Below are 13,082 nucleotides of genomic sequence, written 5' to 3' on the forward strand. Positions count from 1 at the left end.
AAAACCCCGCCAAGATATTCTTGGCGGGGTTTGGGTTACAGCAACCGTGCTACTTACTTGGCCTTTTTCTCTGGGGCCTTCTTGACCATGCTGTGCTTCATGAACTTCTTCTTGGCCACCACATGCTTCACCGGGGCATGCTTGGCTACGGCATGCTTGGCTACGGCATGCTTGGCTACGGCATGCTTGGTAACAGCATGTTTAACCGGGGCATCGGTGACAGCGAAAGCAGACAGTGAAAAAGAGCTCACGACAATAGCAGCAACAATAGCAGAAATGTGTTTCATGATGTTCTCCTCGATAAATAGAAATGGCCGTATTGCGGCAGAGCTATAGCATGGATCATGCCATCCAACTAAAACAGACTGTTGCACGCTTCTATCCACACGCATCTGTCGTCTTTCCCAGACATGGAATCGGGGGTAGGCTGAACCAGCGGGTAATTACCTTGTCGGTTTCTGGCGACGATAATAAGTATTTGTAAATAATAATGAAAATTTCCATTGATGCCCAAGAGTGAACCATTCGAAAGATACCCCCATAACAGCAGAATGATTCTACTGATGGTGATCCATTTCAGCTGGGTGGGAAGGTCCTGTGTGTGGGTTATGGCAGGGTGTATATCCATAAAGGATAATCATGCGATGATCTTTGGGGACGTGATGGACAGCAGTACTGGCGCTTAACCGAAAATCCGTTGAATGAGGTGAGACTATGATGGAAAGAACAGAGGCCGTTGCCGTAGAAATAAGCAATCTGATAGTCAATACGCAGACCATGACCCTGGCAACGCTAAATTCAGCAGGCGTCCCGGAAGTATCCATGGCACCCTTTATTTACGAAACAACAAGTCATCAGTTTTATACTGTGGTGAGCATGCTTTCTCCGCATACCGCTCACCTCGCTGCCAAAAAATCCACGGGGATAATGATCATTGAGGATGAACAGAGTGCCCCTCAGGTGTTGGGCAGAAGGCGCGTGAGCTATACGTGTGATGTCCATGAAATCTCCAGAGGGTCCGAAAATTACCATTTGTTGTACGAGCAGTTTATGATCAAGTTTGGCGGTATCATGGAAGTATTATTTGAGTTACCGGATTTTCATGCATTTTGCCTCCGGCCGATATCCGGTCGTTATATCGCCGGATTCGGGAAGGCCTATACCTTAAAGGGTGACGCTATCGCTCCGATTGGTCCAGACGATATCCAAAAGACTGTCGGGAGCTGAAAATGCGCTTACCCCCAAACCATACGTCGCAAAATCCACGAGACTGAATAGCGTCTAGACCCAACCCGCAAACACAAAGAACTAGGGCTAGGTGCTACCACAGGGCAGAGGATGCCCATCCAGCTTTCAGTACATCACAAAATCAGCGGGGCAGACGATAGGGCAGACGTTGCCTGCCATATAAAAATAAATCACTTAAATATCATTAACTTACTTCTTTTGTGTGGCGGAGGCGGTGAGATTCGAACTCACGAGGGGCGTTAACCCCTGCCGGTTTTCCTTACCCGCTATGGCTTTCGCCACAGGGCCACGAGGACCCTTTTGGAGTCTGGATCATGCCTTCACCCTGGCCGTGAGGCTGTAGGTGGGAACCGTCTGATCTCTACACCTTCCGGAACCTTTCCGGCTTGGCTCGGCGTTACCTCGGATAAACCAGGGGATTCGCCGAATTTGATTCCTGCCACCCCGCCTGTTTCCGGGCAGGGGCTCGATTTGGGGACAAGACCGGTGCAATCAACCGCTCTGCCACACCTCCGTGGTCCGCTAGTTTAACGAAAGTGCTACCCGATGGGAATGGACGCGACACCACTCTCCACTAAAATCTTATATAATGATTTTCTTCTTATTTATCGAGCAATTAAAAATACCTTGGTGCTGGCAACAACCTCCAGAGGCTATACTGGCCCTACGCTCATCTGGAGCGCGGCGATAGCGATATGGAGGAAAGGTCGATGTTCAAAAAAATGACAATGGCTGCCATCTTGGGGCTTGCTTTGGCGGGGTCGACGATGGCGGCGGCGGCGGACGCCCCGACTGCGGCGGCAACCAGCACCGCCCAGTCTCCCGCCGCTGCTCCGGATTTCATGTCCTCCGCCTGGGCGCAAAATCTCTGCACCGCCTGGAACAATAACTCGACATTGACCCAAAAACTGGCCAATTCCTGGGCCAAAAACAATGGTGGCAAAGGCTACAAAGTGATGGAACTCTCCGACTCCGACATGAAGACCACTCCGCCTGTACAGCTCGAAATCGCGCTGAAGGGAGGCAAAGCCGAGTGCATCTACGGCGGCCCCATCAAAGTCACCAAACTTAACTACAATTACGACTACAAGATGTGGGCTACCACCCATAACTGGCACCACATGGGCTCGCCCATGATGGCCATGATGTGGGGTGACTTGAAGTTCAAGGGTCCGAAAATGGAAGCCATGGAAAACATGGGTCCATTCGCTGCTTTCCTGAAACTCATCAAGGACGTGCCTGCAACAGTTCCAGCCTCCTGATCGGTCGTCTCCGCAACAACAAAAGGGCACCCCGGAACCACTGGAAGTGCCCCTTTTGCCTGGGCCAGGCTCCCCGCCTGCTAACTCTTCTGCAAACGCTCCAGCAAAATGGCGTTTACCTGATCAGGATTGGCTTTCCCCTGACTGGCCTTCATCACCTGCCCCACGAAGAAGCCGAGCAGTTTGTCCTTTCCGGCGCGGAAATCGGCCACCTGTTGCGGATTGGCCGTGACAATGGCATCCACCATTGCGGCAATAGCCGCCACATCGGTGATCTGCCGCAGACCCCGACCATCAATGATGGCGTCCACCTCGCCCCCGCGATAAAAAATCTCTTCGAAGATTTCTTTGGCGATCTTGCCGGAGATCGTCTGATCCGCAATACGCTGAACCAGCAGACGCAATTTTTCTGCAGAGACCGGGCAGTCCTCAATCTCGATGCCCGCCTTGTTGAGGGCGCCGAGCAGATCGCCCATGACCCAGTTCGCCGCCAGCTTACCATCCACACCGGCGGCCACCTGCTCGTAGTAATCCGCCAAGAAACGGCCTGCGGTGAGCACTCCCGCGTCATAGACCGTCAGGGCGTACTGGCTCATAAAGCGGGTACGCTTGGCATCGGGCAACTCCGGAAGGATGTCTCGTATCCGCTCAATACGCGACTCGTCCAGCACCAATGGCAGCAGGTCGGGGTCAGGAAAGTAGCGGTAGTCGTTGGCTTCCTCCTTGCTGCGCATGGAACGGGTTTCGTCGCGATTGGCATCATAGAGACGTGTTTCCTGCACAATCTGACCACCGCTCTCCAGAATATCGCGCTGGCGAATGATCTCGTATTCAATCGCCTTTTCCAGAAAACGGAAAGAGTTGAGATTCTTGATCTCTGCCCGGGTCCCGTATGCCGCGCCCGGCCGCCGCAGGGAGACGTTGGCGTCACAACGGAAGGAGCCTTCCTGCATGTTACCATCACAAATATCCAGATAACGCACCAGGGCATGCAGTTTCTTGAGATACGCCACCGCCTCAGCCGGCGACCGCATATCCGGCTCCGACACGATTTCCAACAGCGGCGTACCCGCGCGATTCAGGTCGATGCCAGACTGACCGATAAAGGCCTCGTGCAGTGATTTACCGGCATCTTCTTCAAGGTGTGCACGGGTTACACCCACTACCTTTTCCACACCGTCAGCCAGTTGCACCGTCAGCGTCCCCTTGCCGACGACGGGCAGTTCGTATTGGCTGATCTGATAGCCCTTGGGCAGATCGGGGTAAAAGTAGTTCTTGCGGGCAAAAACACTGTGGCGATTCAGTTCAGCGCCAATCGCCAGCCCTAAGGCGATAGCCTTATCCACTGCCGCCGCATTGAGGGCCGGCAGAGCACCGGGCATAGCCAGGCAGACCGGGCAGGTATGACTGTTAGGCTCCGCCCCGAAAGCGGTCGGACAGCCGCAGAATATTTTGGTGGCGGTATTGAGCTGGGCATGGACTTCCAGGCCGATGACAACTTCCCAGTCCATACTCAAGCCCCCCCCGCCTGCAAGGACGGACGCGCACGATGCCATTGGGTTTCCTGCTGATAGCGATGGGCCACATTGAGCAATAGATCGTCGGCGAAGTAGTCTCCCATCAACTGCATGCCGATGGGCAACCCGGCCGCAGTGAAGCCACAGGGAAGGCTGAGTGCAGGAATGCCCGCCAGATTCACCGCGATGGTATAAATATCCGCCAGATACATGGCTACCGGATCCGCATTTTTGGCCCCCAGCGGAAAGGCCGGGGTCGGGGTGGTCGGCCCGACGATCACGTCCACTTCCGCAAAAGCCCGCCGGAAATCCTCGCGAATCAGACTGCGCACCTGCTGGGCCTTGCGATAATAGGCATCATAGTAACCCGCAGAGAGCACGTAGGTGCCCACCAAAATCCGTCGCCGCACCTCCGCACCAAAGCCCTCATACCGGCTCTGCTGATACAAATCGGTCAAATCGGCAGGGTTCGCCGCCCGGTGGGTGTAGCGCACACCGTCAAAACGGGCCAGGTTGCTGGAGGCCTCCGCCGGCGCCAGAACATAGTACGTGCTCACCGCATGGGGATTGTTCGGCAAGCGAATGGACTGCACCGTGGCGCCCTGCCGGACGAGTTCCGCAATACCCGTCTGCACGGCGGCCGCCACCTCGGGGTCGAGGCCGGCGCCGAAAAACTCCTCCGGAACCCCCACCCGCAAACCCTGCAAGGGACGATCCAGGCCGCGTAAAAAATCGCTGGCGGCGGCCGGGTGACTGGTTGAATCGCGCGGGTCATGCGCGGCCATCACGTTCAGCATCAGCGCACAATCCTCGGCGTTACGTGCCATGGGACCCCCCTGATCCAGACTGGAGGCAAAGGCGATCATGCCGTAACGGGAGACCCGGCCATACGTCGGCTTGATACCCGTGATGCCACAAAGGGCGGCTGGCTGGCGGATAGAACCCCCGGTATCCGTACCCGTCGCCACGGGGACCAGACCCGCCGCCACCGCAGCGGCAGAGCCCCCGGAAGAGCCACCGGGCACCATATCGGTATGCCAGGGATTGCGCACCGGACCGAAATAACTGGTCTCGTTGGAAGAACCCATGGCGAATTCATCCATATTCAGCTTACCCAGCGTGACCATACCCTCTGCCGCCAGCCGCTCGACCACGGTGGCGTTGTAGGGTGCGACAAAATGTTCCAGCATTTTTGAAGCACACGTGGTGCGCACCCCCGCAGTGCAGAAGATGTCCTTATGGGCCATGGGAATGCCGAGTAAGGGACCATCCTCACCAGCCGCACGCCGCGCATCCGCCGCCGCGGCGGCGGCGAGGGCCTTGCTCTCGGTAACCGTGACGAAAGCATTCAGTGCCGGATTGAGGGCGGAGATCCGCTTCAGCAGCGTCGTGGTCAATTCTACGGAAGAAAAGTCCCGCTCCTGCAGGCCCCGGCGGAGTTCCCGCAGGGAGAATTCGTGGAGTTCCAAGTGTAGCTCCTACTCGATAACTTTGGGGACGAGAAAAAGCCCGTGTTCAGCCGCCGGAGCACTGGCCATAAGCAGCTCGCGCTGATCATGATTGCCAACCGTGTCCGGACGCAAGGGCTGATCCAGATCCAGGGGATGGGCCATGGTCAGGACACCCATCGTGTCAATCGCACGCAGTTCTTCCACCAGCCCCATGATACGCTCTAACTGCTCCGCCACTGCGGGTATTTCTGTCTGCGGCAGCGCAATGCGGGCCAGATGTGCCGTGCGCCGCACGGTATCCTGATCGAAGGCCATGATTATGGATTTCCTTTTTTACTCTCGTGACTCTGGGTGACTTGATCTGGTGTACTGGCCGCCGGTGGCGGCAGTTGCAGACCCTCCAGCAACTGATTTTTACTGACGGTGCCACCGGAAATCAGATACTGCTCATGCTGTTCCCAGGCATTACGCATAAACACATAGGGATTAACGGCATCCTGGACCATGCGAATTTTAGGTTCATCGATATAGCCCGTATTGATAATTCCCATACCAGTCAGGGCGTACTGAGCCGGAGCACTGGTCAGGTAATACGCCGGTCCGACAAAAATCGTCATCGCTAGGCCGGGCAAACTGCGTAGCGAGCTGGGTCCGTAAAATGGCAGCACCAGATAAGGTCCTTGCGGCACTCCCCAAACGCCCAGCGTGACTCCCAAGCTATTGTCATGCCTGGGCAAATCCAACTTGCTCGCCACGTTGAAGAGTCCACCCAGGCCAAACACCGAATTGACGAGGAATCGGCTCAGATCTTCCATTCCCTGCTGACCACGCCCCTGCAGGAAATCGTTGATAAAAATATAGGGCATATCCACATTGGCGAATACATTACTGACCCCCTCGCGGACGAAATCCGGGGTCACTGCCTTATATCCAGTGGCTACCGGCTCCAGCACATAATCATAAAGACCCATATTCAGATGAAACATCGGCCTGTTGATGGCCGCCAGCGGGTCCGCGGGAGATTTCACAGCGCCCTGAGGCCCATTTGCCGTGGCACAGCCAGACAAGGTCAATATACCAAGGGACAGTATCACTCCTGATAAATACGCACCTGATCGCATCATTGGGATCCTTTGGCGTACCCGGCAATTTGTGCTTTCAGATGCGCGACCAGTGCGGCAAAACCCTTTTTCTGCACGGTTTCGGTATATTCCGCCCGCTTCAGGGCAAGATCGCTAACCCCGTCGGCGAAAACATTAACGATGCGCCACTGACCCCCCTGCTTCTGCAGAATATAATCAAAGCGATGCGCCTTACCATTGCGCTGTGTAAAGGTACTGAATATCCCTTCTGTACCGGACTGCAAGGTTTCACTGCTCACAATAGCAAAATGCTCCCCATTAAAACTGTTGAACCGTGCTGCATAAGTGGCTGCGGTGTAATCGGCAAGCACCCCGACAAACTCTTTCTGCTGTTCCGGACTGAGCTTATTCCAATAGGCGCCCAGCGTCAGGCTAGCGATTCGCGGATAATCAAAAGCAGCCTGTACCACTGGGGCGACAATACGATAACGACCACGGTAACCCAGCCGGCTACCACCCTGCATGGATTTGATGAGGGCAGCATCCAATGCATTGATGGTTGCTTCCGGCGTATTCGCAAGGATCGCCTTATCCGCCGGCGTTGCAGGCATGGATGCCGCTGACGCGGTCACCCCCGCTGCGGAGAGCACCGGGGTGGTGCCCATTATCGCACAGACCAATAACATTATTGCCGACTTTTTCAGCATAGCTCCTCCGGATTTATCCCGAATTTCATGTGGGCTCGGAATGAATCTCAACGTTCGACGCGCAACGGAAAGACTGGGTGACTGGGACCCTGAGGGGGCGGCGACACCGGCATATCCGGCGCCATCGGCCCCTCCGTACGTGGACCGAGCAGCGCTACTTTCAAGGCCCGCAGCGGATGGATGAAGGTATCATTGACGGCCGTCGGCTCAAAACCAGAGTGCACCTGACATTGATCACATTTCCCATTCACGCCCACGCCATATTTATCCCACGGCGTTGTCTCCATCAACTCGTTGAAGCTTTGCGCATAACCCTCACTGACCAGCAGATAACATGGCTTCTGCCAACCAAAAATGTTGCGGGTGGGGTTGCCCCAGGGGGTGCACTGATAATTCTGATTACCTGCCAGAAAATCTAAGAACAGGCTCGATTGATTAAACCTCCACTTTGCCTTGCGCTCCTTACCAATCCGGAAAATATCGCGAAAAAGCTGGCGCGAGGCACGCCGCTGGATAAATACCTCCTGCTGCGGTGCCCGCTCGTAATTGAACCCCGGCGAGATGGTCACACCCTCGACATCCAAGGCCTTGCAATCATCCAGGAAGCTTGCTACTTCTTCGGCGCCTTCGCCCTGGAAGAGAGTGCAGTTGACCGTGACCCGGAAGCCCTTCGCCACGGCTTCGCGGATCGCCTCTGCCGCACGCTGATAGGTGCCGGGCTGACACACGGATTCGTCATGACGATGCTCGTTGCCATCCAGGTGCACAGAGAAGGTCAGGTATGGGGACGGCTGATAATCGTCCATACGTTTCTTGAGGAGTAACGCGTTAGTACAAAGATAAACAAAGCGCTTACGCTTGACGAGGCCAGCCACGACGGCGGGCATATCCTTGTGAATAAGCGGCTCGCCGCCGGCGATGGAAACAATCGGCGCGCCGCATTCTTCGGCGGCGCCAATACACTCATCTACAGAAAGGCGTCGGTCGAGGGTTTCATCGGGATAATCAATTTTTCCGCACCCCGCGCAGGCAAGATTGCAGCGGAATAATGGTTCCAGCATCAGCACTAATGGATAGCGCTTACGCCCCCGCAATTTCTGCGCAAGGATGTAGCGGCCTACCCGATAGCTCTGAATTAAAGGAACGCCCATGATAAAATACCCCCGCATCGCTGCAACGCAGCATGTAAGTAATGAACAACAGTCTGTGGCTAGTATAACATACCAAAGCGTATGTGGGACAAGGTCACAAGCGTTTAGTAATGAATATGCGTGTCGGGGCCCATAGCCAAAGACATGGCGATCATGAAACGCTCTCCTCATTGCCGGGTCTCTGCCGCCACTGAAGATGTATATGATGGCCCTCTAATACTTGCCAAGACAAAAGTACCGGAATGCCTAGCACGATTTCACGGAAACGCCGCGCCAGCGAAAAGGCCAACGCCAGATCGGGACCTACACCGATAGCGCTGCCGAAAAGGATAAAGCCACCCTCCTGTACCCCCAGCCCCCCAGGCACCAGAAAGGCCATGCTGCGCAGGGCCTGCCCCAGGCTTTCCATGAGCAGCGCCGCCCAGAAGGGAATAGGATGCCCAAGCAGCCAGAAGGTAAACCAGACCTCCGCGGTGCCTGCCAATAGACTCGCCAGTTGCCAGAAATTGACCGGAAGCAGACCCCAGCGGCGGGCGTAGAGTCTGCGAATTTCGGTATCCAGACATTGCGGATCGCCCATGAGCGCAAGCAGGTCCTTGCCGCCCAGGAGTTTTTTCATCAGCATCTGTAAAATAGTGAATAAACCCCAGTGCCGCTGCATCCAGATAAAAACCACCAGCAGCGGCAATACCGACGCCAAAAGAAACACCACATCCAGTTGCAGATGGTGATCACTCACCTCGTAACTGAGCACCATGAGCCCCGCAAGCGTGAAAGCAAACTGGCTCAACAAGGTCAAAGTGACTTCGACCATAACGCTCGCCCCGGCGATATAGCCGGGTACGCCATGGCGAGTCAAGAGGCGTACACCGAGCAAATCACCGCCCACCCGCGCCACCGGCAAGAGACCGTTGACCGCCTCGCGGACCAACGCGACCCATAGTAAAAACCAATAGTGGGCGCGCGCTTCACCGCGCAGCAGCCACCTCCAGCTCAGCACATCCAGAGATTGCGGCAGCAGGTGAAAGGGGAGAAGCCACAGCAAGCCCCAGCCGGCTACCACCAACAGCTTTACAATGCCGGAAATACCGGCCTGCACGATCAGGAAGACAGATAAGCTCAGACCGAGCAGACCAGCCGCCAGAAACAGGAGGTTGCCTTTCCGTTTCAACAAATCAGCTGCCTTCATCCTGTGCGATACCCTCTTCGCGGGGTGACTGGGTGAAGAGCAGCAGCAGAGCCGGAAGTACAATCAGAATACACAGCAACACAATGGCCAGCGCGAGACTCAGCGCTTCACCCAGGCTGGCCATACCGGGATCACGGGAAACCGCCATACTACCAAAGGCACTGAGGGTCGTGAGCCCACTAAAAAAGACCGCCATGGGGGTAGATGTGCCGAGCAAATGCGCCACATCCACCCCGTTGCGCCAGCGCACCACAATGTAAATGGCAAAGGCCACGCCGAGACCGATGAGCAGCGGTAGAACGATAATATTGCCCAGGTTGAAACTCAAGCCAAACAAACGCATGGCCGCCACGGTAAACAATGCCGCCAGCAGCAGCGGAATCATGATCAGAAGAACATCCCGGTAACTGCGCAACGCCAGGAGGAGCAGTAAGCTGATGCTTATCAGCGCAATAAAGGTGGCCTCCTGAAAAGCCCCGAGCACCGCCTCCCCACCCTGAACCAGCATCACCGGTGTCCCCACGGCGTTCGGCTCCACCTTCAGTACGCTCTGCACAAAAATTGCCATCTCCCGATTCTTACTGAGGTTGGCTTTAGGGACAATCTCCACCCGCGCCTGACCCGAGGCTGCCACATAGCGGTCCCGCAGGGACTTCGGCAAAGTCTGCAAGGTCACTGGGGCTGCCGACAAGGCCATACCGAGTCGTTTCAACTCACCGGGTAAAGTCCCCATCACCCGCGTTTGCAGATCTTCGATCGCCTTACGGTCAGCGCCGTCCTTCGCTAAAAATTGCTCCAGATGACCAGCCAGCGTCGCGGCTCCCCGCCCATCTGCTGTGCTCTCACCCTCTTTTTGCGCGAGATCCCTCAACTTTGTTACCAGATCCGCAAGATTTGTGCTGGTATCCGATGTCGGCGGCTGCAAACTGCTGGGCATCAACAGCGAAAAGGGGGGCACCAGAATCTGCAGATTCTGCACAATGGCCAACTTCTCCGCTTGATGTTTCGGGATATAGCTGGAGACCGTCAGGGCCTGAGCCACCGTGGGCAGTTGTTCTGCACGCGTGGCAAGGGCCTGGGCCGCGGCAATATTAGGTGTGAGTACGTCCATGCGATACGGGGCCGTCTGTGGATCAGCGAGTAGTTTCTCAAAAACGCGTACCCCCTCGGCATGGCTGTCGATCATATGCAGCGGATTAAAATCAAAGGACGTGCGCAATGCCAGCGGCACCGATGCCAGCGTCAGCAGGGTCACCGCGCCCAGTATATAGTAGGCATAACGGTGGATGGGGTGACGCACCAAAGTAGGAATATGACGCATGTGTGGATAGTACGTCGCTTTTGTACTGGTGCTCACCATAGGCCAAAGGGTCAAAAAAGCGGGCAGGAAGGTGAGTGTCATGAAGAGGGCGATAAGCATACTGGTGCCGGAAATCAGGCCAAGATCAACGATGCCCGCATAGCTGGTAGGTACAAATGCATAAAAACTGAAGGCAGCCGAAACAGCAGCGAGACTTAAGGCACCGCCCAAACCATGCGTCACCCTCTGCATGGCCTGCTGGTGGGGCGCACCGTTAAAAACTTCTTCCCGGTAGCGCAGACAGAACTGAATGCCAAAATCAACGCCCAGCCCGATGAAAAGAATGGCAAAGGCTACGGAGATAAGATTGAAGGGACCAATAAAAAATAGCGCCCAGGCGGTGGTTAAAATCATGCCCGCGATTAGTCCGATCAACACCCCGGAAACCAGACGTAATGAGCGCAATGCAATAATCAGCAAAATAATTTCAAGACTAAGCGTCAGTGCCATGGAAACAGCCGCACCCTGACTTACCGTTTTCAGTTGTTCCGCATCCAGTACAGCGCCACCGGTCACCCCAACATTCACCCCATGCGCGGCATTCAAATTGAGTGCGCTGAGGCCAGTACGCAAAGTACGTATAGCTGCGGCGGCGGGTTCCAGAGACTGGTAATTCAGGGCGGGCTGAATAACGATGAAACGTTGCGCCGGCCCCATTTGGGCCAGATCGCCCCCCATGAGTTCATTCCACGGAACCTCATAAGGCTTACCCTGCATCTGCGCCGTGAGCGCTTGATCCATAGCGGAAAAAATGCCCGTTAATCCAGGCAGATGCACGCCATTCGTCAAGCGTTGACCGATCGCCATGCTTAACAGGCCACTGAGGCCATTCAGGCTGGGATCGGCAGAGAGCCTGGCAATGAGGGGCTGAGCATCGGTAATGCGGTTGGCAAAATCCTGTAGTTTTTGGGGGGAGAGATACAGGAGGCCGTTACGCTGAAAAAAAGATCCGCCACCGGGCACATACACATCATGGAAAGACTGTGGCCGGGCACGCAGCCAGGTGCTCAGACGATCAACTGCCGCATCCGTGCGATTCCGGTTATCGCCCTGCAAGACGACCACAATAGTATTCTTATCCTGCGGAAAAGCCTTCTGATAAGCGATTTCCCGCTTCTGAAAGGGCAGGTCGCGAGACAAGGCATGGCTGGTATCGGTATCGACGGAAAAATGGCCCACCGCATAAAGCAAGGCGAGCAAGGTAGCCAGGGCAATGGTCACCAGCATCCAGACAGCGCGCCGCACCGCAAGGTCGACCAAAGCCACCAAGCTCCGGGAAATGCGCGCCCCGGCGCGCTGCAGAAAACGATCAACGGACGGCAAAATCACCAAAAGTACCCTTCGCGATGTCTTGATCGCGTAAATAATCTTTTACCCGAGGACTCATTAATGCCGCCCACTCGGCGTGCGGCTCATACTTCGGCATCAGGGCATGCAGCGCAGCGGTCTGTAGGGTTGCCGGATGGAAATAGATTTCGGTAATCCCCTCCACAGGCAGGCAGTGGAGCATCTGGAGCAGGCGCGCTTCATTCATATGACCCGTGGCATCCAGACCGTAGAGCAGGTCATTGTGCATAATCTGACGACGGTTCAGTTGGCGGCGCATCCGCGCCAACCAGGGGCGTAGAAAAAAAGACCATAGTGCCGGTGCTAAACCCCTTGCACCGCCGCAGCGCGCTGCCTGCAGAGGCTCCCACGGCAAGCGCACCGCCCGCAAGCCAAACTCCGCCCCAACATCCAGCATCAGCGTCAGTACCGTGGGATGCAAATGCAGATGCTTGTGGGCGTTGGCATGATCCAGTGCCAAACCAGTGGCCGCAAAAGCCACAAATTGGGCGCGAATCTCGGCTGCCAGTTGTTTTCTCACCCTGGGCAGAAAAAAATAACGCACCCCGCGCCGCCAGAGATCAGCCGCAAAGCGTCCCTGCCCATCCACCAGATCGGGCACTTGCTCCGCAGGTAGCAAGGGTGCGCCATCAACCAGAGTGAGATGCAGGCCTACGCCCAGGCGTGGCAGTGCTCTGGCACGGACGACGGCATCCTCAGCCGCTGGCGCAGCCACCATGAGACTGGCGGTAGTCAGCACACCATCACGATGCGCTGACTCCACCGCCT

At 55.9% G+C, this 13,082-nt stretch carries 12 protein-coding genes; 2 read left to right on the forward strand and 10 right to left on the reverse strand.

The genetic code is table 11. The features are described 5' to 3' along the window. Positions 1–53: 53 nt before the first annotated feature. Positions 54–287: a hypothetical protein gene (locus tag HF921_RS02320; protein WP_215893233.1), complete on the reverse strand. Its 234-nt coding sequence runs from the start codon at positions 285–287 to the stop codon at positions 54–56. A gap of 427 nt (positions 288–714) precedes the next feature. Between HF921_RS02320 and HF921_RS02325 the strand changes: the two genes are divergently transcribed. After that, the gene (locus tag HF921_RS02325) at positions 715–1,227 is read left to right on the forward strand and encodes a HugZ family pyridoxamine 5'-phosphate oxidase (protein WP_215892456.1); all 513 of its coding nucleotides are present in this window, start codon (positions 715–717) and stop codon (positions 1,225–1,227) included. A 731-nt stretch (positions 1,228–1,958) separates the two neighbouring features. Continuing rightward, positions 1,959–2,510 carry an SCP2 sterol-binding domain-containing protein gene (locus HF921_RS02330; protein ID WP_215892457.1) on the forward strand — a complete coding sequence of 184 codons (552 nt, stop codon included), beginning with the start codon at positions 1,959–1,961 and terminating at the stop codon, positions 2,508–2,510. 80 nt (positions 2,511–2,590) lie between these two features. Here HF921_RS02330 and gatB read toward each other — a convergent pair whose 3' ends face one another. From gatB to hpnK, 9 genes are all read right to left on the reverse strand, one after another. Further along, entirely contained in the window at positions 2,591–4,021 is a 1,431-nt protein-coding gene (gene gatB / locus HF921_RS02335) for an Asp-tRNA(Asn)/Glu-tRNA(Gln) amidotransferase subunit GatB (protein WP_215892458.1), read from the reverse strand. A gap of 2 nt (positions 4,022–4,023) precedes the next feature. Beyond that, positions 4,024–5,496 (reverse strand): Asp-tRNA(Asn)/Glu-tRNA(Gln) amidotransferase subunit GatA, encoded by a 1,473-nt coding sequence (gene gatA / locus HF921_RS02340; protein ID WP_215892459.1) that lies wholly within the window; start codon positions 5,494–5,496, stop codon positions 4,024–4,026. Positions 5,497–5,505: 9 nt separating this feature from the next. Further along, complete coding sequence (gene gatC, locus HF921_RS02345) at positions 5,506–5,793, reverse strand: Asp-tRNA(Asn)/Glu-tRNA(Gln) amidotransferase subunit GatC (protein ID WP_215849940.1); 288 nt, start codon at positions 5,791–5,793, stop codon at positions 5,506–5,508. A 2-nt stretch (positions 5,794–5,795) separates the two neighbouring features. Continuing rightward, complete coding sequence (locus tag HF921_RS02350; protein WP_215849939.1) at positions 5,796–6,602, reverse strand: MlaA family lipoprotein; 807 nt, start codon at positions 6,600–6,602, stop codon at positions 5,796–5,798. Continuing rightward, a complete protein-coding gene (locus HF921_RS02355; RefSeq protein WP_215849938.1) occupies positions 6,599–7,267 on the reverse strand; it encodes an HpnM family protein in 669 nt (222 codons plus the stop codon). Before HF921_RS02355 ends, HF921_RS02350 begins: the two co-directional genes overlap by 4 nt. 47 nt (positions 7,268–7,314) lie before the next feature. Continuing rightward, positions 7,315–8,436 (reverse strand): adenosyl-hopene transferase HpnH, encoded by a 1,122-nt coding sequence (gene hpnH / locus HF921_RS02360; protein WP_319025468.1) that lies wholly within the window; start codon positions 8,434–8,436, stop codon positions 7,315–7,317. Positions 8,437–8,569: 133 nt separating this feature from the next. Beyond that, the gene (locus tag HF921_RS02365) at positions 8,570–9,592 is read right to left on the reverse strand and encodes an HpnL family protein (protein ID WP_226824880.1); all 1,023 of its coding nucleotides are present in this window, start codon (positions 9,590–9,592) and stop codon (positions 8,570–8,572) included. Position 9,593: 1 nt separating this feature from the next. Continuing rightward, positions 9,594–12,296 carry an MMPL family transporter gene (locus tag HF921_RS02370; protein WP_215893234.1) on the reverse strand — a complete coding sequence of 901 codons (2,703 nt, stop codon included), beginning with the start codon at positions 12,294–12,296 and terminating at the stop codon, positions 9,594–9,596. Then, a partial coding sequence (hpnK, locus tag HF921_RS02375) for a hopanoid biosynthesis-associated protein HpnK (RefSeq protein WP_215893235.1) occupies positions 12,277–13,082 on the reverse strand: 806 nt, incomplete at its 5' end. The genes hpnK and HF921_RS02370, both read right to left, overlap by 20 nt.

The sequence above is a fragment of the Acidithiobacillus ferriphilus genome (assembly GCF_018854775.1).
Lineage (GTDB): Bacteria > Pseudomonadota > Gammaproteobacteria > Acidithiobacillales > Acidithiobacillaceae > Acidithiobacillus > Acidithiobacillus ferriphilus.